Source organism: Streptomyces sp. 35G-GA-8, from assembly GCF_023534745.1.
GTDB lineage: Bacteria > Actinomycetota > Actinomycetes > Streptomycetales > Streptomycetaceae > Streptomyces.
Genome location: NZ_JAMHJQ010000023.1, coordinates 24,655 through 46,740, shown reverse-complemented (window position 1 = coordinate 46,740; position 22,086 = coordinate 24,655). Strand labels below are relative to the sequence as shown.

Genomic DNA, 22,086 nt, shown 5'->3' with positions numbered 1-22,086 from the left:
GGGTGACAGTACGCGTAGTGCTCCAAGGTGGAGAAAGCGGCCTGGGCTCGGTCCTGTGGGTGCCGCTACTTCATCCGCTCAGGTCATCGACTCACCGAGGGTTTACAGAGTGCGCTCAAGATCGCTGGACCGCGCTTCGGGTCACTCGATGGAGGCGTGCGTCCTCGGCCTGCGCCATGGTGACTCTGACGGCTGTGTAGCGTGCGGTACATGCATTGACTGCGTTGTTCGGCGCATTACAGCGGGGTGTGGCTGTTCAGGTCTTCAACGCGGTGCGGAGCGCATTGCTGGGGGTCAAGGGGTCGCAGGTTCAAATCCTGTCGTCCCGACAGTGATGTCGGATATTTTCGCAGCTCAGGGGCCATCTTCGGATGGCCCCTGAGACGTTTCACGGGAGCGCTTCGGGAGCGAGTGGGGGCACGGGCCGCTCCCACTCGCTCCCAAGCCGCCGGAAGCTGGGAGTGACGTCAATCTACGGTTGAACGTGTGTCGCCCGATGGTGTCGCTCCCGGTGAAGATCTCTGCCGTTCGGCGCTGCTTTGCTGGTCAAGTGCTCGGCTTTTCGACCCCTTGTCCAAGGTTCATCAAGGGGTCGTGCTCCCGCCCGACCCCTTGACTGTTTCCGGCGACCCCTTGACCACGAGTGCTCCCCGTCTCGGTGCACACTCCCTCCAGATTTTGAACGCGCCGAGTGGGATGTGGGCAGGTGGCGGGTGGTGCTGGTGGGGGAGTGGGGCGTCGTATGGGTTGACTTGGCCAGTGGGAGGTCGCCGTTGGTGGCAGTAGGGCGCTCCTCGCGGCCGTCCCGGACGCGCATTTCGGCCCCGTCTTCGGCGGCGTCACGGCTAGCTAGCGGAGAGTCGACGGCAGGCTCGGTACGGGACTGGCTCAACGTCCACGACTTCGGCGCCCAGGGCGACGGCGGCACCGACGACACCGCCGCGATCCAAGCCGCGCTCGCCACGGCTCCGATGGGCGGCATCGTCTACCTCCCCGCAGGCGCCTACCGCACCAGCGCACCGCTGACGATCCCGCCCGCCGTCACGCTCATGGGCACCCACACCAACTTGATGACGGTGCCCGGCCTGACCGACCCGCCGTGCTACATCAAGCCGCTGCCGTCCTTCGCGGGCGCGGCGTTGATCCTGCTGCTGGACGCCGCGGCCGGTGGCTATTCCACCATCTCCGCCGAGCACCGCATCCTGAACGTGATGATCGACGGGCAGGACCTGCCAGCCTTGCCCCCGGTCGACGGGCTGAGCGCCAAGGGCAACATCCAGAACGTCGGGCTGAGGGACTTCACAGTGCGGCAGTGCACGGGGAACGGGATCTACTGCGGCGAGAACGAGGGAATCAACCCCTACTCGTGGCGGCTGCACCGGGTGATGCTCGACAACAACTGCGGCCACGGGCTCAGCGTCCAAGTGATGACCGACCTGACCATGGGCGACTGCCGGGCCATCGGCAACTGGGCGAGCGGCTTCAGCATCGTCAACGCCGCCAACAGCCTGGCCAGCATGTGCCGCGCCGAGTGGAACGGGAACCACGGCATCCACATCACCGGGGACTGGGCGGACGGTACGGGCGCGGGCGGCATCCTCCTGTCCGGCCGCTCGACCGACCGCAACGGCTGGCACGGCGTATGCGTGGACGCGGCCGGCACCCCTCCCATCCAGATCAGCGGACTGCACACCCGCCGGGACGGCCGCAACGGCGGCCTCGGCATCGCCGCCGCGACGACGCCTGTCCTGGTATCGAACATGACGTGCTACCCAGGCACTGACGACAACGGCAGTCAGACCTCCAGCCCCCAGTACGAGCTGGCCGTCACCGGCGCCGCGACCCTGGTGCAGGTCGATGACGCCTACCTGCACGCCGCGACGCAGGGCCTGTACTCCACGAGCACCGGAACTCTGGTGATCGGTGCAGGTGTCACCGAGGCGACCGGGCCGACCGACGCCCCGGTTCGGACGCCCCCCGTGGCGACATCGTCCAAAGGGCTGGTCATCACGGCCCCGGCCGGCGCCGCCACTTACGTGATCTGGCGGGCGCCCAAGGCATGCACAGTCACGGCCGTGCGCGGCTACCGGGTCGGCGGCAGCGGAGCGTCGATCAACGCGCAGAAGAACGTGGCGGATCTCCTTGCCACAGATCTGCCCCTGTCGACACCAGCAACGTGGCTGTCCGGACCGTCAGTGCAGAACGCGACCTTCAACGCCGGGGACACTCTCTCCGTCGCCGTCCGCTCCGTCACCGGCAGCCCGGCCGCGGTCACGGTCCAGGTCGATGTACAGGGGGTGTGACCGTGGCTGTGCTCACCGTGTTGAACGACCGTCTGCCCTACCAGCAGGCGCCCCGACCGCTCACCACCCAAACCTCTCCCCGGCCCGCTCCACCTGCTGCGCGTCTCCGATGCGGCTGGCGTCCTCGCCACCCTCACCGTCGGAGCCCGCAACGTGACGGTACGCGGGGCGAGCAGGACATTCGCTGAGAACAAGCGGCCCTTCACTGACGGGTTCGACCGGACGACGATCAGCGGATGGGGTACCTCGGGCGGAGGCGGGAACTGGTCCACCGGGGGCGACGGCGACTACTCCGTGTCCGGCGGCACAGCATCATCCCCATAACGGCCGCCGGAGCCCCCCCGCCACGCCAGCCTCGTCGACACCCTCACCGACCTGGACGCCCGGCTGTCCTGGGCACTGGACGTCATGCCCACCGGCAACGCGTCCCAGCATCGGCCTCAGCTTCGCCTACACCGCGACGACAAGCCAGTACCGGGCGCGGCTGTCCGTGCTCCCCTCAGGGACCGTGCAACTCGCCCTGGAGCGGGAGGCTTCCGAGACCAACACGGCCATCGGTGCCCTCACCACCGTGGGCAGCGGCTACGCCGTCGGAGACGTGTGGCACATCCGCGCCCAGCGAAAGGGCACGACACTGCGCTGCCGGGCCTGGAAGAACGGCACCAGCGAGCCGACGACCTGGGTACACGAGGTGGTAGACGCCACGCTGGGCGCGGGACGGATCGGCGTCCTGGCCCTGGCCGCGTCCGGGTCGACCGCGACGCCCTTCACCGTCCGCGTGCACGATTTCCAGCTGTACTCGGGGGTCTGGCCGACCCCGCCAACGGTCACGCACACCACCTGGGTACGCACCCTGCACCGGCCGTTCACCGGGGAGTGGACGCCGTCCCTCGCCACCCAGGTCCGGGCCTGGGCTGTCGACACCCGCCCCGACGTCCTCGCCTACGCGATGATGTATGCCACCGGAGCCCCGGCCGTCACCAGCCCCGCGCTGGATGGCGCGCAGATCGCCGGGCAGTCCCGGTACGGCCCGCCCGACAGCGCGGGCGTGCCGGTCGAGGGCGCCGACTTCCACGACTACATGGGCCTCGCCTGGGCATTCCCCAACGGTGAGACGCAGTCCGCAGGGGCTGGCGAGGCCGGCTGTATGGACTGCTCCGGGTATGTGCGGATGGTCTACGGCCACCACATGGGCATCCCCATGGTGCGCGTGGACGACATCGACGGCACGGTGCTGCCCCGGATGACGAAGGACATCGGCCCTTCGGGGCCAGGCATCATCGTCGCCCAGGCCGCAGACGCCGCCCCGCCGCTGACGGGCATGCAGATCGGTGACGTCCCGCACTTCGACGCCGACACCTCCGACCCCGTACCCGGCCAGGTCGACCACAACGGGATCTACCTCGGCATCGACAGCGGCGGGCATCCACGGTTCATCAACCCGCGAAGGACCCCGCAGGGCCCGACGTTCGGCGACCTCGGCGGCCCGTCCACCCTGGACGGCTCCGGCACCTACGCCACGACCTTGCGCCTGATCCGGCGCTTCTGACCCGATCCACTCACCACCGCCCCGCGCCATCCTGGTGAAGGAACTCAGCGGACCTCTGGAGAATGCACGGGATGTCGCGCTCTCGGGGTAGGCGGGTTCGGTGGCAGGCGCTCCTGGGGATGGAGTTGTTATGACGGGCAATCAGAACAGTTCACGGGGTCCCGGCTCGCCTGCTGGAGCAGACGGCTTACCCGGAGGCGAACGTCCCTTCTTACAGCGTTCTCAAGTGGTAATCGCGGTTGTCGGCGGCGCGGTGGGCATTTTCGCTGGAATCCTGGGGCTGGTGTTCCTGCTGCGTCCGGACTCTCAGCCAAAGCCCAAGCCCGATCCCGTGCCGGGGGGGGAGCTGGTGGATTTCGATCTTGAGAGGGAGGAGGAGATTCAGGCGGACTGGACAGTTGGCGAGGATGTCACTGGAGATAGCATCGACTCGGGGGTGATGAAGGACTGGAAGGCGTCGCTGGTCACAGTGATTCTCAGAAACAGCGGCGACAACCCCGCCCTGGTGTCTCAAGCGGAGTTCCGCTTCAGTTCGGTCACCGAGGTGGGGTGTCCTTACGGGGCAGGGGGCACCGAGGTGAAAGCTCGGTACGACGTCAAAGTGCCTAGGGAGGCGAAGGCGCCCTTCAAGCAGGTTCGCAAGATGAAATACACCCTTCCGCCCCACGAGCAGGAACGGGTGGCCTTCACGGTCGGACCGGAATCGGTCTCCAGCGGTAGTCTGCCCCAGGTCTACACGTTCACTATCACCCTCCACCTCGATGACAAGACCCGCATCGAGATCCCGGAGATGACCTACATGGACCCCTCCAGCAGCGAGGCTGTGCTCCAGTCTGCAGAGCAAGCGATGAAGAACGGCGGAGAGTACTCCGTCGCCACCTTGGCCTGCCTTAGGGAGCAGGAGCGCAAAGCGCGGGAGCTCGTTGAAGGATCCAAGAACACATCCGCAGAGTTGAAGCGCTTTCGTGCGGAGTTGACCCGGCTCGTCGGTCTTTTCCCGTGAACCACCTGACGGGAAATCATGCCGTGGACATTCGGCGGGGTGTCGCCATGCGCGCGGTACGCGCCGAAATGGAGCTCGGCGTAGGTCGTTTGGCTCGTGACGGTGTGCCAGCTTGGCCCACTCCACGAGCATTGCGAGCTCACACCGCAGGAACTCCCCAGCCTGCTGGAGCGACTGTCCGAGGTTCCGAAGTTACCTCCCTGCATCCAAGCCCAGCAGCCTAGGGTGACAGGGGTGAACGGTATCCCGACCCGTTCAATCCTGGAAGTCGTCCGCGATGGGGCCGGCCGCTGGGATACGCGGTCAATCGACCTGGAACTTGGAAGACGTGGCGCCCGCATCCAGACCGGCATCCTCGCCGACCTGCGTCGCCTCGCAGATCAGCACCTGATTCAGGAAGACGACACCGAGCCACAGGGAACCGGCCCCCGGTGGCATCTGACAGACCTCGGCGCAGTCTGGCTCGATCGCGCGGCACCAACCGAAGACTAGCCGTTCCTGGGCACTCCGCTGGTTGGCCTCGTGATCACAAAATGGGCATCACGCGACTTTGCCGAAGCCCTGGGAGAAGACCCCTTGAACGACCAGGGATTCGAGCACATGGCCGATACGATTTGCCGTTCATCACTAGCTGACCCGCGGAGGTCACCATGCAGGAGTACCCGCATTACCTCGTCAGGGCAGAGCACACCGATGACCCGGAACAGGTGGCGTTCGTCGAGATGCGCATCTCAAGGCCGTATTCCCTGCCGTCAACGGAGGACATCGTCAACGCGATGAAGGCGTACTTCGAGGCCCAACCGAACGTCGGCGCTGTAGTGGCCTGGAAGTACGAGATCACCGAGTCCGACGCCTAATCGATCCACCGCACAACCAGCCCCGCGTCGCTTCGGCCGGGGCTCTCGTCATTTCCGGAGGACCGCATGTCGTGTGACCTCGACCTTGAGAACCGCTTCACCTACCCCCCCGCAGCCCGGCCAGGCCGAGCGATACGAGCAGATCCGCACCGGCGGCCTCGTCCTGGCCCAGCTGCTCGCAGAGCTGTGCCGGTCCTCGCCCGAGCTGAGCCGCGCGATCACGCACATCGACGAGGCGGTCATGAACGCCAACGCCGCCGTCGCGCGGCACGACCGACCGGAGGACTGACATGGCCACGCCGCTGACCGCTGATCGGCTGCTCGCCGCGCTGGGCGAGTGGCAGCCGGGGAAGGTCGATCCGCGCGGCTTCACGATGGAGTCGATGTGTGCCCGGATCGGCGAGCGCCTGGCCGAAGCGCAGCCCAAGCCCCCGGCCAAGCCCGCCCCGAAGCCTCCGGCGAAGAGCAACGAGCCCTTCCCCGGGGCCGCGTTCTTCCGGGCGGGCCGCCGCAGCACCGTCATCACGGCCATGGGCAAGCGACTGGTGGCCGAGGGCTGTGGCCGCTACACGGTCGGACCCGGCCCGGAGTGGACCGAGGCCGACCGCGCCTCGTACGCGGCCTGGCAACGCAAGCTCGGCTACTCGGGGAGCGCCGCCGACGGCATCCCCGGCAAGACCTCCTGGACCGCCTCAGAGTCCCCAACTCCTGATGAGAGGAAGCTCCGTGTTCACCAAGGCATTCCGGAAGGCCACCAGCGAGCGGGCCGTTCGCACCGCCGCGCAGACCCTGGTCGCGACGCTCGGACTCGACACAGTCGGCGTGGTCCACGCGGACTGGGGTGACGGTCTGTCCCTCGCCGCGGGCGCCGCGCTCCTGGCGGTCCTCACCGGCATAGCCACCTCCGGCGGAACCGAGGGCCCGGGCCTGACCGAGACCGTACGGGACCGCCGGTGACCACCCCACCGGCCGACCCAGGCGTCTACATCAGCTCCACCCAGACCTACCAGGAGGTACAGAAGCTGGGGCGCGCCGTCGACCGCATCGAAATCAAGCTCGATGAAGTCCTGCGGGAGACCGCCGACATCCGCGGCGATGTCGCCGACCACGAGTCCCGTCTCCGCACGCTGGAGCGTGCCCGATGGCCCCTGCCTACTGTCGCCGCTCTCGCGAGTGTGGCCGGTACGGCGTCCGGCCTGATCGCCCTCTACCGTTGACTCGCACGTACCGCGCCCCTCCATCCGACCGACTGATGGAGGGGCGCGGTTTCGCATGTTGATACGGAAGTCGGGGGTGCGACCCCGAACGCAGGTGTAGACGCATCGTCAAGGAGTGCAGACGCAGCATCAACGCCCCCACGGCGCAGGCGTGTGATTGTTTCAGTCATGAAATCTTTGAGAGGCAAGCTCAGATTTGCCGTGCCCTTGGGGCTTAGCGCCCTCATGCTCGCCGCCTCGGGTGCCCTGACCCCCGCGTCCGCAGCCACCCACTGGTCCTATGCGTCCGGACACACCTCCATGTGCCTCTCCGCAATGACGAACGGAGACAAAGTCACGACGTTTGACTGCAACCCCAGAAATAATCAACAAAGGTGGTACTGGGGCTCGGAGTCGAATAGCTGGCAAGGCCACACGATGAAGCGACTGGTGAATGTCGCCACCGGCGCCTGCCTAACCACGGACGATAAGACAGAGCTGAACGCCGTCTGGTTGGCCCCCTGCGGAAACCGCTCCGGACAGTTCTGGACTGCCGACGACAAGCGCCTCCAGAACCAGAACGGCAACTTCCTCACCAACGACAGCTACTACCTCCACACCGTCCGGGAATACACTGATGCGCCGATCTTGAGATGGATTGGCTACACGTAGGTCCGGGTGGTGTCCCGGTGATGGCAGCAGAAGGCCAGGACTCCTGCCCACGATCATTGCGCTCGCGGCCGTGGTCGCCGTGGTGATCGCCCTCTACCGCTGACTTGCAAACGTCGTGCCCCTGTCCGGCCCTTCGAAGGGCCGGACAGGGGCGTTTTCGTCATACGCGCGTGGCCGATCAGTCGAGCACGCTGAGGGAAGTGTCCGGCCGGCAGACGTCGCACGGCTGCTTCTGGTGCTGGGTCAGGGCCTCGATGGCCTGTTTCCGAGTGATCGCCTGGGATCGCTTGTCCGCTGCCCAGCAGTCTCCGGAGTGGACGATCTTCCGGTCCACGACCCACTCCGGAGGTGGTGGCTGCGGTTGGGTGGTGGCGGTCTCGGCTGCCCGTCCTTCCTCTGCGGCAATCCAGTGTCGCGTGCGCTCCAGGTCCCGGAGCTGGACGCGCTCCAGGAAGCGGAGCGCCGCGAGACGCGGCAATGGTTCATCGGGTATACGTTCGATTCTAGGGCTGCCGACACACCACGCCATATTCACCCACTGATCTGCCGCGACGAAGGTTGAGCATTGTCAGCGAAGTTTGGTGATCGCCAGGTTTTCTCGGCGAAGGTTGAGTAGCCGCTGAGGTCTGGTCTTTGGGGAAGCGGCGGCGGCAAGCGCCTGCCTCTTCCCACGGTTGGCCGAGGCCGCACCCGCGGGGTCGACGAGCGGACTGCGGAGGCGTTCGCCGCGCGGTGCGACCGCGAGACGGGCGCTGCCGAGCGCCTGGTGGGTATCCTTCGGCAGCCGCGTCGGCTGTGAGCGGCCGGCGCCGACGTGAACACCGTCGGCCGCAAACTGGAGGCGCCGTTCGGCGGCTTCAAGAATGAGGTGGGCTGGGACGTCGGCTCGTACACGCGCACGCCTACAGCGAGTTGTAGGCATGCGCGTGGCCGGGGTGAGAGCCGCCGACCCCACGCGACCGACGGCCCAAGGTTCGCTCAGTGGAGGAGTTCACGCTCCCACTGCCCACGTGGCTGGGTGTGCAGACGCCAGTAGTGCTCGGCGATGTCGTCGGGGTCGTACGCCGTCCCGGGCGCGACCACTCCGCCGACGGTGACCGTGGCGACGTGCACACCCGACGGCCCGTACTCCGCGTCAAGCAGTTCGACCAGAGCCCGCACCCCGGCTTTGCCCAGCGACAGACTCACGTACTGCGACTTCATCTCGGGCATCCCGCCGGTGACGATGAAGGTTCCCCGTCCGCGCCGTGCCATCCCTGGCAGGGTGTGTGCGGCGGCGGTGAGGGCGCCGAGGACGTTGACCGCGTAGGTGTCCAAGTGGTCGCGGAGCGGGAGTTCGCCAACGGTGTCGGGCCGGATGACGGCCGCGTTGTAGACCACGATGTCAGGTTCGCCGAGTTCACCGGCCGCGGTGTCGAGGGCTGCACGCAGGGCAGTCTCGTCGGCGGCGTCGGCGGTGAGGGGCACCGCCCTCACACCCAGGGAGCCGATGAACTCGGCCGCCGCCGTCACTGTTTCCTTCGTCCGCGCGATCAGGGCGACCGGCAGCCCCTCCCGGGCGAACCGCCGGGCCACCGCCTGCCCGATCCCCGGCCCGGTCCCAATGATTAACGCTCCCGCCATGACTGCTCCTTCTCCGCATAGTGCAACGACAGGAGATCAACTACGCTCAGCCGCCGTTTCTTCCCCGGGCGCCCGGCTCACGCCCCGCCGAGGAAGACCGCCCACAACCGCCTCATACCGCAGCTCCGCCCGTACGCAGGCCGCGTGCGCCGTGGTCCTGTACCACTCGGCCGCGCCCGATCCGGACACCGGGAGCGGGTCGCTTGTGAACGGCACCCCTGGGGTGACGAAGCGAATCGTGCAGTGCGGCGCGTCCTGCGCCTCCGGCGGATGGTGGCCGAGGTCTCGCGCTCCACCCGAAGCCGTTCGCCGATGCCCGCGAATCCGCTCCGGCCCGCCCTACGCTGTGGGATTTCCTGCACCGCACCTACTACCGCCGCGTACTGCTGTACCGACCACTCAAACTTCGGTGAGAATGCTCAGCTTTCGCTGCGACAGGTCACCCACCAGCCGAGTCCCGGCTCCACACGCTGAAGTGAGCCCGCCGGCCGGGGCCCACGCTCGCGGTCCTCGCTCGGGTGGGTGGTACGACGGTCTGATCGCCCTCTACTGCACGCAGTGCGCCCCTGCCCTGGCCTCGACCGGGCAGGGGCGGCTTCGTCGTATCTGGGGAGACCCTTCGGCGTTCTACTGACTCCTGCCGTGGGGCGCTGGGTCAGCGTTTGACGCGGTTACGCACGGCCAGTACCGCCAGGCCCAGAAGGACCGGCTCGGTCGCCCGGGAGGCCATCTCGATGTAGGTGCCAGCGGTGGTCAGGTCCTGGCCGCTGGAGCGGAAGACGACGGAGTTGAGGGTGACGTTCAGGGCCTTCTCGAAGCGCTCGCCGGTGAACCTGTTCCGGGTGGGGTTGCGTGGGTCATCTTTGTCGATCTTGAAGGTGACCTTGCCTCCGCCGGGCGGCACGGTGCCGGTCGCTTCCTGCTGGAGGTCATCTTGGGGGAGTCCGAAGCTCATCAGGAGCACGATGGTTATGAGCATGGTGGTGGCGAGCCAGCCCAGGGCCCGGGAGGCGCGCAGGCCGTAGCCGGACAGCAGCCAGTAGCCATGCAGCAGTCCGCGTTCTGCGCGGGTGGTGCCGGTGCGATCGTGGCGGCGCATTTCCATCTCGCCGTAGTAGAAATCCGCCGCTCCCGGCTCGTTCTTGCTGTCCTCGAATGCCTTACGCAGCGCCCGGTACACCGGCTCCAGCTGTGCCGGTCCAACGTTTCCGGCACCGAAGACCGCCACGTTCCAGCCCGGCACTGCTGTCGGCAGGGTCGCGCGCCAGTGCTGTTCTTCGGCGAGGGTGCGGCGCTGCGTGAACCGTATGGGGCGCCAATACCGCCAGTGAGTGCGGGGCGGGACTCTGCCGAAAGAGCAGGTGCCCTCCAGCCGCACCTGGTCCAGATGCACGGTCCCGGTGAACAGGCATCCCGACAGGTCGACATCGGCGAGGACCAGATGGGCCGCGTCCACCCCACGCAGCGAGGCCATCCGCACTGATGCGGGCGCGTCGGCAAAAGCCTGTTCTTCCGCTGGCGGTCCGTCTGGAAGGACGAAGGGGGCAGCCTCCGCCGCGATCGTGAGGGGATACTCGAAGACCGCGTGGGAGAAGTCCACAGTGGCATAGCGCAGACGCAACTCGGCTGTTGACGACCAGCGGGTCCGTCGGCACTCCACGCGGCGCGCGGCGAACGAGAGGGTCACCGGGCCGCCGAACACTGCCCCGGACAGCTTCACCTGCCCGGCGCACACCAACGGCCCAAAGCTGGCTGCTCGATTGAAGACCGCCTCTTCGAACCCTGCGTCGTGCTCGAAGGTCGCCGACGCGAACCGGGCGACCTCTTGGAAGGTCGCCGACGCGAACCGGGCGTCGCCTTGGAAGGTCGTCGACGCGAACCCAGCGTCACCCTCGAAAACCGCCGACGCGAACCCGGCGTTGCCCTGGAAGGTCGCCGAATCGAACGAAGCATCACCCTCGAAGGTCGCGGACTCGAACCAGGCGTCGCCCTGGAAGGTCGCCGACGTGAACCCAGCGTCGCCCCGGAAGGTCGCCGAATCGAACGCGGCGAAGCCCTGAAAGGTCGCCGAATCGAACCCGGCGAAGCCGTCGAAGGCCGCCGACGTGAACCAGGCGTCGCCGAGGCGGGATTGTCGGGTGGTGGGGTCGTGGAGGGCATCGAGAAGGGCATCAAGAAGGGGTTCGGTGAAGGGAGTGCCTCGGTGGTCGATGCCGACGCCTGGTGTCAGGCTGGCCAAGTAGGCGTCGCGGTCGGCGTCGGCTAGGTGGGCCAGGCACATGCTGTGGCCAGGGACGTGGATGCCGCGGCAGCCGACCGGGTCCTCCGGGGTAGTGCCATGGCCGCAATAAGGCCAGTCAGGCGGATTCGGGGACGGTTCGGGGTTCGGGTGTGCCATACCCGTAGGACGATCGAGCACGGCGGGATAGTTGCCGACCTCACCTTCCAGGCCGCCGCGACTGGAGAGTTCGCTGCCGCGCCGAAGGGCGAACTGAAATGAATCGTGCGCTACCGAGATCTTCCATCCAGTTCGACACCTAAGCGCCTCGGGTCAGCGCTGTCTCCACCGTTCCTCGATCGGGTGATCCCGCAAGAACTGGGTCGTTCCTGCGCACGGCTCGCCCCCGAGCATGATCGGCATGACTCATTACCTACGCCGTACCGCAGTCCTCACCGCGTCAACGCTCCTCGCCGGCCTCGCCCTTGCTGCGGCGCCCGCTTCCGCCCACACTCCGTCTGTCGCGCCGCCGTCCGTGCGGTCCATGCCGGAGCCGGTGAACGCCCCGCCGCACGCGACATGCTCACGCAGCTCACCGTTAAGGAAGAGGTCACCCCGCCCGGGTACACGCGCGGGAAGTTCCCGCACTGGATCACACAGAGTGGCACCTGCGTCGTCACCGCGCTGCGGCGGCTGTGGCACTGGCTGACGGAGCCCACCGCAGGCGAACTCCCGGACGCCCCGCCAGCCACTCCGCTGAACCCGCGAGCCTGAACGGACAAGGTGCATATGGGAAGGGGTCCCACCCTGCGCAGGGTGGGACCCCTTCCCATATGCACCGTCTACTTCACCGGCCAGTCGCCGAACGGCACCGGCGTCTGCCGGTAGCGTTCCGAACGGCTTCGTCGGTTCCACACGCGGAGCAGATCCGAACGTCACGGTCGACAGTGATCCGGGAACGGGCGGGCCGATCGCCGATCGGGCCGCCGCAGCGCGGACAGCGGGCGTCGGGCACGGGTCACTCCTCGGGGTGCTCGCGAGCGGACTTGAGGATGAAGTTCCAAGTCGGGCGGGAGTAGGTCTTCTCCGTCTGCCCCTGAAGCTGCGGGATCAGTTCGGCGTTCGTCGCGCCGGGGTTCGCCGCGATGGCTCGCCGTGCGAGGGTCAGCCGCTCGTCTCCCTGGTAGGGGTAGGCCAGTCCGCGGCGGCCTGGGGGGCGTCCGCCGGCATGACCGCGGCCTTTCCGGTCTGCGAGGTACTGCCACAGCCTCCAGCGCTTCCACTTCGGGCGCCGCCGGGTCGGGAGTTCGTCCCAGTCGTCCGGTGGCGGCCATCCCTCGGGCGGGTTCTTGACGTAGTGGGAGACGGTGGCGGAGTCGGCGAACCCGCAGACCTTCGCCGCTTCGGCCGGACCCACCATCTCTTCGGGGTCGCCGTCGAGCTTGGGCGGATTGGTGGTGTTCGCGGCGGCGCGCTGACGCTGAAGCTCGTAGTGCCACTTCACCCAGACGTCGCCGTCCCAGTGCATGACGCCCTCGATGGTCTCCGCAACGGGTGGGTGCCCATTGTTCTCCCGGTCGGTCCAGAGGTTCTGAAGCGTGGGCTCGCTGATGCCGTGGACCTTGCGCAGGTCCGCGCGTGAGTAGAGCGTGCGGCCGGTCTTGCGGGGCACGGTCGTCTCCTGTTCTTGGTCGGGGTCGTGACCGCTCGGCGCGGTCATTGGATGTCGTTCGGGTCCGGGGCGGGCGTCCAAGTACGGCTGCCCGCCGGTTCGAGCCGGGCGAGGGTGGCTATGTCGGCCAGGGGGACGGCGGCTGCCCAGTCGGCGCGGCCGGGGTGGTCGACGGGGAGGTTGAGCACGAGGTGCCGGCCGGTCGGGGGGAAGTCCTCGACGATGATGAAGGTGTCGTTGGGGTCGGCACCGATGTTGTTACCGCTCGTGAGCTGGGCGAGGTCGCCGGGCTGGGGACAGTCGGAGTGTCGGTCGCATAGCATGGTGTGGTCTTTCTGGTGAGAGACACCGACGGCCAGCGCCTTGTTGCCCTTGTGCGCTGGCCGTCATCTGTTGTCTGGGGTGCGTCGCGCCCGTGGAAGGCGCGGCCGGTCGGAGGTTGCCCGCTCCACTGCGGCGGAGTAATTAAACCACCTTTGGATTGAGCGGGGCGGGGCCCTACTCCGGACAGCGGCGGTCATCAGAAGAGGGCTCCCTGATCTGCGGGGCGTCGGCCCCGATCGGTGGGTGGCCGGGTGACGCGGAGTTCGTAGCGGGGGCGTCCCGCGTACGGCGGGGTTTGTGGTCGTGCGCGTCCTCCACCGCCGCGAACCGACTGGCGCCAGATGACCCACGCCCTGGCCCTCCAGTCGGTGTCCATCCCGCTGGCCGACCCGCACTTCTGGACCATGCAGGGCTCGATGCGAGTGGCTCAGCTCTGCAATGCGATGGGCCTGACCTGGGGATGCCACTCGAACAACCACTTCGACATCTCCCTGGCCATGGTGACCCACTGCCGAGCCACCGCCCCGGGTGAGTACAACGCCCTGGACACACACTGGATCCGGCAGGAAGGACGGGAGCGGCTGACCACCGCCCCGCCCCGCATCATCGACGGTGAGATCGCCCTACCGGACGCCCCCGGTCTGGGAGTCCGGATCGACATGGACCGCCTGCTCGCGGCACACGCCTTGTACCAGGAGAAGGCACTGGGGGCGCGTGACGACGCGATCGGGGTGCGCTACCTCGTCCCCGACTGGAAGTTCGACAGCAAACGCCCCTGTCTCGTGCGTGAGTGGACGTGATGCGGTCGGGTGACGCGACGCCAACAGGATGTGTCACAGACCACGTTCGGCCTCGGCTCAGCCGTACACCTCGGCCCGTCCGTCATCGGACCGCGCTGCCGCCGAGGGCGGTCAACGTCGCCGCGTAGGCCGGTTTCTTGTTGCCGTCGCGAGCGAACAGCAGCGGGTTCTCCCCGCTGCGCCAGGAGTCGATGTCGCGGATGCCCCACACGGTGATCCCGGTGCACCGCGAGACGTTCATGCACGCCCGGACGGTGTTCGCGTACGCGGTCGCCGGCGCCTGGGCGATGTCGAGTTCGGTGATCTGTACGTCCACACCGAGGGCGGCGAAGCTCGACAGTGTCGTCTGGAAGGTAGCCGGCGGGCCGCCGGTGCCGAAGTGCGCCTGGAAGCCGACACAGTCGATGGGCACGCCGCGTGCCTTGAAGTCGCGCACCATGCGGTACACGCCCTGGGTCTTGGCGTCGCTCCAGTTCTCGATGTTGTAGTCGTTGTAGCAGAGCTTGGCCGCCGGGTCCGCCGTCCGGGCGGTGCGGAAGGCCTGTTCGATGAAGCCGTCGCCGAGCAGGTTCTGGAACACCGAGGGGCGGTGCTGGCCGCTGCCGCCGTCGGCGAATGCCTCGTTGACCACGTCCCAGGCCTGGACCTTGCCCTTGTAGTGGTTCATCACCGTGCTGATGTGGTTGTTCATCACGTCACGCAGTGTGTTCGCGTCCGTGAGGGAGCTGACCCAGCTGGGCAGTTGGGAGTGCCAGACCAGCGTGTGACCACGCAGGCGCTGGCCGCGCGTCAAGGCGCGGTCGACGATCTGGTCGGCGGGAACGAAGTTGAACGAGCCACGGGACCGCTCGATGGTGTCCCACTTCATCTCGTTCTCGGGCGTGACCGAGTTGAACTCCCGGTCCAGGATCGTCGCGTACGTTCCGTCGCCCAGTTTGCCGGCCGCCACCGCGGTTCCGAAGTACCGTCCGGACTGGGCTGCCTGGGCTCCCAGTGTGCTCGCCTGGATCGGCGCGACCTCGGCGGCGGGCGCGGGCGCGGGCGCGGCGGCAGCGACCCCGGTCGCCAGCAGCGTGGAGGCGGTCAGCAGACCTAATACCGAGACGCGGGACCGAGTGCGTCGCATGCGTGGATTCATGGCTCTCCTCGTACGGTCGGGTGCGGGTGCGGGTGCGGGTGCGGGTGAGGGTGTGAATCGTTTCGACAAAGTCCCCTGAATCGCCGACGGGTCCTGAGGAACGACATGCGGAACTGCCTGACCTGCTCGGTGCCATGATGTGCACAGACCGCGTCGGATCGGTCACGGTTCGAGAGCCGCGCGTTCGACGTATCGAACAGGGACCGGCGCTTCGGGCAAGTGGGATGATAGAAGCCCCGGCGGAAGCGTCAATACCCCTCGCACTTCGCGACTCGGCCCCGGTGGCTCAAGTGACGCTGATGGCACTGGTGACGACCGCGAAGACGATGTATGCGGGGACACCAGGATGCCCCAGCGCAGGGCGTGCTTCTGGAAGTCGCCCAACTCGGCCTTGACCAGTCCGAGAAGGACCTACAGGGGCGCGGAGGTGGGGCCCATCATGTGGAGGATCTGGCCGATGGCGCCCGCGCGGGCGATCTCGTTGGCGTCGATGCCGTAGTGGGCGGCGGATTCGGCGAGGACGGGGACCACGCCGAACCAGTAGCCGTCGTTGGACATGAAGAAGCCGAGCGGCAGGGCGAGGACGGCGGTGAACAGCGGGATGAGGTTGCCCATGGAGTCGGGGACGACGGAGAGGGCGGCGTCCGCCATGGACTTGATCATGCCGGAGTCGGCGTGGACTCCCACACGACGCGTTCGCCCCTGCGGCGGTCGGCGTTCCGTCACCTGCCGCAGCAGTCCTCCGCGCGTCGCCGATACGGCCGGAACACGATGTGACCACGTTGTCCTTCCGTTCTGCCAGGAACCGTATCCGCGTGACCGCTCACCCGCCCGAGTTGAGCAGGCGCCGTTTCGCCCAGCCGGCGCGCCTGACGGCGACGGTGTCGTCTCTTTGTGCACCGGACCGGCGCCTTCAGTTCGACCTGCGAGGGCCGGCTACCACAACGGATCCCATCCGGATGAGCTCCTGGATGTCATCCGCCGCCTCGGCTTCGAGTTCCGAGAAGATCCCACCACGACTGACGATCTCGATACCGACCTGGCCATTCCAGTTGCTTTCCCTCTCGCAGAACACCTCATGCCGATCCACCTCCAGGACACGGCCTTCGTCTGCGGTAGCGCAGAGATCAAGTGACCAGCCATTGTCAAGCGGTGTAGGCGGGCCAGACCAGTCGATCACGTCGTGATCAATTCCGGCGGCGGGAGAATTCGGGACTACCCGGTCGAACCTCACATCCCGTTGAGTGAATGGCAGAAATGGCGGTCCTCAAGCCACTCCTGGGAACGATGCCGGAATGATCCGTTCGCATACGTGGGAATCGATTGTGGCCGCTGCTCGGGAAGCCCTGAGTGTCATGGCGTTGGACAGTCCGTACAATGACTGATCCCAGAAGCGGATCGGCGCCGAGGCTCTATCCGAGCAGGGAAGTGAGCGTCCGGTTCGGATGGAGCCGATTCTTCTCCAGTGCCATCAGCAACCTCCCGCACGCCGTCGAGTACGCCGAGATCGGGACCGGACGGCGCGGCGCGACGGCTACGAACCGATGGGTCCCGGCGCCGCGATCGGATCGTTGGTCACCGAGCGGGCCTGGCAACTCCTGGCCTGCGGGTGCCGATAATTCATCCACGTAGGTCATCGACTTACCAACGGCCTGCAGAGGTGCACGACGAAGGTAGAGGTCGAACGCCTTCAAAAATCCCGTCCGATGTGCTCAGGATCTCTTGACCGCGCTTCGGATTACTCGATGGAGGTGTGCGTCCTCGGCCAGCGCCATTGTGACTGTGGCAGCCGTGTAATGTGTGGTGAGAGCTTTGACAGCGCCGTACGGTGATCTATGGCTGTTCAGGTCTTCAAAACGGTGCCGAGTGCATTGCTGGGGGTCAAAGGGCCGCAGGTTCAAATCCTGTCGTCCCGACCAGGGGTATTTCGCACAAATCCTCAGGTTGGCTTCACAGAACTCCCAGCACGGATTCGTCCGGGCTGGGAGTTCTCGGTTTGTCCGGGATCTTGTTCGGTGGGAGTGCGCTGGCAGGCTCTGTGGTCGGGTTCTGCCTGGTTATGCGACTGGTGCTCATCGGAGGGTCGGCCTGCCCGGGTTCGCCGGGCCTCTGATGGGCAGACGTGGGCGCATGGCGAGGCCGTCTGTGGTGCCAGGTGTGGGTGGTGCCGGTATCCGTGAACGTCAGCCGGGTGGTGTGCCGCTCACGAGGGCGTCGAGGCTGGTTTCGCGGCGGCGAGCTCGCTTCCGCGGCCCGGGGATGCTCTGCTCACCCGGCTCTTCGCCGGTGAGGGTGACCCAGGGGTCGGGGAGGTCGCGTTTGGTGTGCCAGGCGCGCAGGAGGGTGTGGTTGAGGCCGGCGAGGGCAAAGGCGATGAGGATGCTGTTCTTGGTGGTGCCGAGGACGCGGGTGAAGCCGCGGTCCATGTGGAGACGGTGGGTTTTGATCTCGGCGTTGCCGGATTCGACTGCGGCGCGGCGTCCGTAGTCGGTAGCCCAGGCGGTGGTGCCCCAGACGGTGCGCTGCCGGATCCAGGCTATGACGTCCGGTCCCAGGGTGAGGGTTTTGCCGCACGCGCAGTCGTCGCCCGGCCGGCAGCCGCTGGTGGGGCGGGTGTGTGGGAGGCGCATGGAGCGGGGGTGGTCGGGGCAGCGCAGGCGTCCGGCGACCGCGGGGCCTTTGAAGCGCTGGTACCCGTCGGTGCCGGGGCGGCTGTGCGGGGTGAAGGCGTAGGCGGCGCGCTGGTCGTAGCGGGCGCGGAGCTTGGTCTTCTCGTCGGTGCGCATGCCGATGGGAAAGCCGGGCAGGTCCCGCAACGGGTGTGGGAGGCGGTCGCTGAACACGGTGCTGGGCCTGACCCCCGCGCAGCGGATGCGCCTGCTGCATCGTGCCGCAGAGCTCGACCCCGGCGTGGTCGAAGACCTCACCGACGCGAACACCCCGTTCGGGTAGGCCACACGCTCCGGGAGCGATGCCGCGGTGAAGGCCCCCGCCCCCGGCCCGGACGGAAGAGGTGGGTGGGCATGCGGAACGCCCCTTCATCCCAGGGCCCGCGCGCCCCTACACATGGTGGCCGCGCCGCCCACCCACCTCATTTTCGGACGCCGGATCGCCCCGCTCACCGGTTGACGCTCCGGGCATGACGGGCCCGCCGCCCCACACCGACCCTGAGTCGGAACACGGCCTGTGCGGGATCTGCCCCGCGCTGAGACTGCCGCGCGAGCGCTTCGTGGTCTTCGACCGGCCGTGCCGGGAGGCGCCGTTCGATCCGGTCGACGGCCACCGCTACACCCGCGCTGGAGAGCCGACCCGCGTTCCCCCGGACAAGATCGGCCTCGTGCCCGACCGCGCAGCCGCGCCGCGCGAGCCCTTGCCGCCGCGCCGCAGCCGTCTCGTGCACGCCGCTGGTGGTGGCCCGCGTCCAGGCGCCGGGCCGCCGACGGGTGAGCGCAGCACGGCGAGCTGCCTCGGCCGTCGGCGAAGTGCGCGTCCGGAGGGTTCGCCGTCGGACGGGCAGGTGTCGACGAGGGCGGTGCGCGTTCCGGCCGTCCGGCCCGGCGGAGATGGCGCAGGGCGGGGCGCCGACCGCCCATGGTCGACTGAGGCCGAGGCCGCGGTCGTGAGGCCGGCAGGTCGGGGCCGGCGAGCGCCGTTGCTTCAGTCCCCGACGGCAAGGAACTGACGAGCACCGCGCAACCTGGTGGTGAGGTGGCGCTGGGTGGTGCTGCTGTCGAGACGGACGTCGACCGGCCCAGGGAGCGTGCTCTCGGTCCGAAGGCCCGTCGGCAGCCGTGCAGCGTCGAGTCCGTCACGCTCAGCGATGAGGACGCCGAGGGTGTGCCGACTGACAGCGTCGGCTCCGGCGAGATGGTGAATCCCGTGCGCGCTGGAGTACCCGAGCTCCAGGAGGGCGGCGGCCAGGTCGGCGACGTGCACGGGGCACCGGATGTCGTCGGTGAAGAGGACTCCGTCCGCCTTGCCGGCGGCGAGGTCGCTTGTCCGGTTGCTCATCGGGACGTCGGACGTGTGCGATCAGGCGCCGAAGCCGTCGTCCGGGGCGCCGGCTTCCGGCGGTGCGCACTCGTGCGTGCTGATCCAGTGGCCTGCGCTGTCCAGGAGCGGCTCGGAGCCGGCGTCGGCCCGGAAGGCGAAGGTGACGCCTGTCGAATCGACCTGCACCGTCAGCTGTCCGGGAGGTTGGGGGAGCGTCAAGGAAGTGAAGGGGCAGCCGATCGCGCTGAGCTCGGCCGTGACCCGCGTGTACGTGAGAGGCCCCGTGAACGTGGCGAGTGTCCCTGTCCCCGGGACGGGAAGCTCGATGACGTCCCGCCAGGTCTGCACGCTGATCAGCGTGACGCGGCGGCAGCGGCACACGCAGAGCTCAACGTCTCCGTAGGAGAACAGATGCGGCCAGCGCCGCCGCTTGCTCACCCGGCGGATGTCCCACGGCGGCCCGGGCGCCGCCGCGATGTCGTTGATGGCCGCGCCGCAGTGGAGCGGGCCGATGGCCGCCGTGGAGCCGAACTCGGCCAGGGTTCGAATCGCGGTCACGCGGTGGAGCGTGGCACCCAACCTGTCCGGAAGTCGGCCGAGTTGATCCGTCTCCCTCCACGCTCCAAGGCAGACGACGACCCAAGTGCCGTGCCCGCGGGCGCGGGGAGCGGGACTGTCCCGCGGTGTAACGCAGTTCGTTCCGCCCAGCCGTACCTGGATGTATGAGGATCGGGGCTGTCGCGGGGGGATCGATCTTGTTCAGGAGCGGTTCACCGGAGTGCTCTTCAGAAGAGCCTGTCATGGACACTCCCGTAGGGGATGCTCTCGGCAGCCATCACTCGGCCGCGTCGGCACCGCGTCGGCTGCTCGCTGAGTCATCCGAGAGGACGGACATGGACAAAATGTCATCGCCCGCAGCAGGTAAGGCGACTCCGGCGTACTTCAAGCGGAAGCGGTCCTGGCTGGGGGCGCTGGTCGGCGCCACGGTCCTGAGTGTGGTACTGCCGACGTCGGTGGCTCACGCCGACAATCTGCCGAACCTGCCCCAGAACGCCGGGGGTTACGAGGCGTCCTTCTCGCCCGCGTACGACTACGACGGCGACGGCTGCTACCCCGTCGCCGCCATCGCACCCGACGGAACGCTCAATCCCGGTCTGAACACCTCGGGCGCGGTCAACGGCAACTGCCGTGACCAGTCCGACCTGGACCGGACCCAGACCTACGCCCGCTCGAAGTGCAACAACGGGTGGTGCGCGGTCGTATACGCCAGCTACTTCGAGAAGGACCAGGCCCTCCCCGGCAGCGGACTCGGTGGTCACCGCCATGACTTCGAGCACGTGATCTCCTGGATCAGCCAGGCGTCCAACCAGGTGGAGTACGTCACGACCACGCAGCACTCCAGCCAGGTGACCTACCCGCGTTCGCAGGTGCGCTTCGACGGTTCCCACCCCAAGGTCGTCTACCACAAGGAGGGTCTGGGCACCCACTTCTTCCGGCTCGCCAACAGCAACGACGAGCCGCCGGAGAACCACTACCACAACTGGCGCCAGCCCGCCATCGTGGACTGGAACGGGTGGCCCAGCACCGCTCTGCGGGACCGTCTGATGAACGCGGACTTCGGGTCGGCCACCATCAAGACCACGGACAAGGACGACCGCTTCCGGAACCTCCTGAACGCCTCCAAGCCGTCCGGCATCCCCTTCGACCCCTGGGCCTGACAGCAGGACCGTGGGACCGCGACGGCCGCCGGAACGGTGCGGCCCGGTGACCGTTGTCCGTGATTGCCCGGGACAGCAAGGCCGGCCTTCTGTCCGGGCAGGAGCGATGCCGTCGCGGTCCTGACCACCGCCAGCTTGATCCAGTACCCCTGTCGGACCTGCGACGCCCCGGATGCTGGGGAGCGGGCGGTGGTCGGGGGAGCCCAGGAGCACCTGCTGGCGGCCGCCTTCGGTCAGGACCGGGCCGTACAGCTGCTGCGCAGACGGGACGGAGAGCGGAACGGGCTGAACTCGGCGTTCCAGGAAGCGGTCAGCGCCGTGTGGCGGGTGTGGTGGACTCACCTGAGCCAGCCGGTCACCCTCGCCTCACTTGTGGATCCCGCACTCGAAGGACGGTTGGCCCGGGTGCCGGGCGGCGAACCGCACCGTCTTCTGCTGGGCCGGGGCTGCTGGTACGTTACCGCCCTCGACCTCCAGCGGGTTGAGGCCGGCCTCCTGCGCGCCTGGCACGCGGATGGGCAGCCGCCGATCATCTTTCATCACCGCGACGTACGCGACCGGATCATCAGCCAGATCCAACTGCTCTCCGGACCCGCGGAGCGTGTCGGATCCCTGCCCGACCACCTCATCTACCGGGACATCGTCGGCGCCCTGCCCACCATGGACGGCAGAATCACCCTCGCCCTGACCGACCTCGCCTTCCCCGGCATGGAGGAGGCCCGCCGCTGCCAATGGCTGGCGCGGCACCCGGCGGTGACCGTGATCAGCCATGATGAACTCGCGGGGCCTGCCCATGGAGGCACCGCCGAAGCCCGCCAAGAGGCCGTGACCCGCCTGCTGCACGTCACGGGACATCCCGCCCGGCCCGTGGAGCCGTCCTCAGGGTGGATGAGGTTTTCGGCAGGGGCAACGCCTGGGGACCAGTTGGGGACCACACGGTGCGCGCGATAGCACACGGCAGGATCTTCCGCGCACGATGTGCACCCGGATTAAGTCTTTTATGTGCAGATAATTCGGGTG

At 67.8% G+C, this 22,086-nt stretch carries 21 protein-coding genes and 4 pseudogenes; 15 read left to right on the top strand and 10 right to left on the bottom strand.

Going from position 1 to position 22,086, the window contains the following annotated elements; genetic code table 11:
* Positions 1 to 776: 776 nt before the first annotated feature.
* The 10 genes and pseudogenes from M1203_RS35650 (at position 777) to M1203_RS35605 (ending at position 7,580) form a co-directional block, all read left to right on the top strand.
* Positions 777 to 2,303, top strand: coding sequence for a right-handed parallel beta-helix repeat-containing protein (locus M1203_RS35650; protein WP_249954007.1), 1,527 nt, complete (start codon positions 777 to 779; stop codon positions 2,301 to 2,303).
* A 508-nt stretch (positions 2,304 to 2,811) separates the two neighbouring features.
* Positions 2,812 to 3,852: a hypothetical protein gene (locus tag M1203_RS35645; RefSeq protein ID WP_249954006.1), complete on the top strand. Its 1,041-nt coding sequence runs from the start codon at positions 2,812 to 2,814 to the stop codon at positions 3,850 to 3,852.
* Positions 3,853 to 4,078: 226 nt separating this feature from the next.
* Positions 4,079 to 4,855 carry a hypothetical protein gene (locus M1203_RS35640; RefSeq protein ID WP_249954005.1) on the top strand — a complete coding sequence of 259 codons (777 nt, stop codon included), beginning with the start codon at positions 4,079 to 4,081 and terminating at the stop codon, positions 4,853 to 4,855.
* Positions 4,856 to 5,089: 234 nt separating this feature from the next.
* On the top strand, positions 5,090 to 5,347 hold the full coding sequence (locus M1203_RS35635) for a hypothetical protein (RefSeq protein ID WP_249954004.1): 258 nt from the start codon (positions 5,090 to 5,092) through the stop codon (positions 5,345 to 5,347).
* A 158-nt stretch (positions 5,348 to 5,505) separates the two neighbouring features.
* Entirely contained in the window at positions 5,506 to 5,712 is a 207-nt protein-coding gene (locus M1203_RS35630; RefSeq protein ID WP_249954003.1) for a hypothetical protein, read from the top strand.
* A 73-nt stretch (positions 5,713 to 5,785) separates the two neighbouring features.
* Positions 5,786 to 6,001, top strand: a complete 216-nt coding sequence (locus tag M1203_RS35625) for a hypothetical protein (protein ID WP_249954002.1) — start codon at positions 5,786 to 5,788, stop codon at positions 5,999 to 6,001.
* A gap of 46 nt (positions 6,002 to 6,047) precedes the next feature.
* A pseudogene (locus M1203_RS35620) lies at positions 6,048 to 6,424 on the top strand (peptidoglycan-binding protein); the annotation flags it as partial.
* Positions 6,424 to 6,669 carry a holin gene (locus tag M1203_RS35615; protein ID WP_249954001.1) on the top strand — a complete coding sequence of 82 codons (246 nt, stop codon included), beginning with the start codon at positions 6,424 to 6,426 and terminating at the stop codon, positions 6,667 to 6,669. The pseudogene M1203_RS35620 and the gene M1203_RS35615, both read left to right, overlap by 1 nt.
* Positions 6,666 to 6,929, top strand: coding sequence for a hypothetical protein (locus M1203_RS35610; protein ID WP_249954000.1), 264 nt, complete (start codon positions 6,666 to 6,668; stop codon positions 6,927 to 6,929). Before M1203_RS35615 ends, M1203_RS35610 begins: the two co-directional genes overlap by 4 nt.
* Before the next feature lie 168 nt (positions 6,930 to 7,097).
* Positions 7,098 to 7,580 carry an RICIN domain-containing protein gene (locus tag M1203_RS35605; protein ID WP_249953999.1) on the top strand — a complete coding sequence of 161 codons (483 nt, stop codon included), beginning with the start codon at positions 7,098 to 7,100 and terminating at the stop codon, positions 7,578 to 7,580.
* Between the two features lie 178 nt (positions 7,581 to 7,758).
* On the opposite strand, the gene M1203_RS35600 is transcribed toward M1203_RS35605, so the two are convergent.
* The 3 genes from M1203_RS35600 to M1203_RS35585 form a co-directional block, all read right to left on the bottom strand.
* A complete protein-coding gene (locus tag M1203_RS35600; protein ID WP_249953998.1) occupies positions 7,759 to 8,058 on the bottom strand; it encodes a DUF6233 domain-containing protein in 300 nt (99 codons plus the stop codon).
* A gap of 500 nt (positions 8,059 to 8,558) precedes the next feature.
* Positions 8,559 to 9,203: an SDR family NAD(P)-dependent oxidoreductase gene (locus tag M1203_RS35595; protein WP_249953997.1), complete on the bottom strand. Its 645-nt coding sequence runs from the start codon at positions 9,201 to 9,203 to the stop codon at positions 8,559 to 8,561.
* 655 nt (positions 9,204 to 9,858) lie between these two features.
* Entirely contained in the window at positions 9,859 to 11,601 is a 1,743-nt protein-coding gene (locus M1203_RS35585; protein ID WP_249953996.1) for a pentapeptide repeat-containing protein, read from the bottom strand.
* Positions 11,602 to 12,000: 399 nt separating this feature from the next.
* Here M1203_RS35585 and M1203_RS35580 point away from each other — a divergent pair, with 399 nt between their 5' ends.
* The gene (locus tag M1203_RS35580; RefSeq protein ID WP_249953995.1) at positions 12,001 to 12,195 is read left to right on the top strand and encodes a hypothetical protein; all 195 of its coding nucleotides are present in this window, start codon (positions 12,001 to 12,003) and stop codon (positions 12,193 to 12,195) included.
* Positions 12,196 to 12,439: 244 nt separating this feature from the next.
* On the opposite strand, the gene M1203_RS35575 is transcribed toward M1203_RS35580, so the two are convergent.
* A complete protein-coding gene (locus M1203_RS35575; protein ID WP_249953994.1) occupies positions 12,440 to 13,141 on the bottom strand; it encodes a hypothetical protein in 702 nt (233 codons plus the stop codon).
* Entirely contained in the window at positions 13,138 to 13,416 is a 279-nt protein-coding gene (locus M1203_RS35570) for a DUF6211 family protein (protein ID WP_249953993.1), read from the bottom strand. Before M1203_RS35570 ends, M1203_RS35575 begins: the two co-directional genes overlap by 4 nt.
* Before the next feature lie 327 nt (positions 13,417 to 13,743).
* Between M1203_RS35570 and M1203_RS35565 the strand changes: the two are divergent.
* Positions 13,744 to 14,217 (top strand): annotated as a pseudogene (locus M1203_RS35565) (enolase C-terminal domain-like protein); the annotation flags it as partial.
* A 94-nt stretch (positions 14,218 to 14,311) separates the two neighbouring features.
* Here the strand turns inward: M1203_RS35565 and M1203_RS35560 are convergent.
* Together M1203_RS35560 and M1203_RS35555 are read right to left on the bottom strand one after the other, a co-directional pair.
* Positions 14,312 to 15,355 (bottom strand): annotated as a pseudogene (locus M1203_RS35560) (endo-1,4-beta-xylanase); the annotation flags it as partial.
* A 411-nt stretch (positions 15,356 to 15,766) separates the two neighbouring features.
* Positions 15,767 to 16,006 carry a hypothetical protein gene (locus M1203_RS35555; protein ID WP_249953992.1) on the bottom strand — a complete coding sequence of 80 codons (240 nt, stop codon included), beginning with the start codon at positions 16,004 to 16,006 and terminating at the stop codon, positions 15,767 to 15,769.
* Between M1203_RS35555 and M1203_RS39340 the strand changes: the two genes are divergently transcribed.
* A complete protein-coding gene (locus tag M1203_RS39340) occupies positions 15,912 to 16,490 on the top strand; it encodes a DUF6461 domain-containing protein (RefSeq protein WP_374404776.1) in 579 nt (192 codons plus the stop codon). The two genes, M1203_RS35555 and M1203_RS39340, sit on opposite strands and share 95 nt — an antisense overlap.
* Positions 16,491 to 17,538: 1,048 nt before the next feature.
* On the opposite strand, the gene M1203_RS38885 is transcribed toward M1203_RS39340, so the two are convergent.
* The 3 genes and pseudogenes from M1203_RS38885 to M1203_RS35535 all read right to left on the bottom strand — a co-directional run bounded on the left by M1203_RS38885 (position 17,539) and on the right by M1203_RS35535 (position 19,906).
* Positions 17,539 to 18,198, bottom strand: coding sequence for a hypothetical protein (locus M1203_RS38885; RefSeq protein WP_283959399.1), 660 nt, complete (start codon positions 18,196 to 18,198; stop codon positions 17,539 to 17,541).
* A gap of 814 nt (positions 18,199 to 19,012) precedes the next feature.
* A pseudogene (locus M1203_RS35540) lies at positions 19,013 to 19,348 on the bottom strand (dTDP-4-dehydrorhamnose reductase); the annotation flags it as partial.
* Positions 19,349 to 19,387: 39 nt separating this feature from the next.
* Positions 19,388 to 19,906, bottom strand: coding sequence for a hypothetical protein (locus M1203_RS35535; RefSeq protein ID WP_249953990.1), 519 nt, complete (start codon positions 19,904 to 19,906; stop codon positions 19,388 to 19,390).
* Between the two features lie 335 nt (positions 19,907 to 20,241).
* Here M1203_RS35535 and M1203_RS35530 point away from each other — a divergent pair, with 335 nt between their 5' ends.
* A complete protein-coding gene (locus M1203_RS35530; protein WP_249953989.1) occupies positions 20,242 to 21,066 on the top strand; it encodes an NPP1 family protein in 825 nt (274 codons plus the stop codon).
* 189 nt (positions 21,067 to 21,255) lie between these two features.
* Positions 21,256 to 22,017 carry a hypothetical protein gene (locus tag M1203_RS35525; protein WP_249953988.1) on the top strand — a complete coding sequence of 254 codons (762 nt, stop codon included), beginning with the start codon at positions 21,256 to 21,258 and terminating at the stop codon, positions 22,015 to 22,017.
* The last annotated feature ends 69 nt before the right edge of the window (positions 22,018 to 22,086 follow it).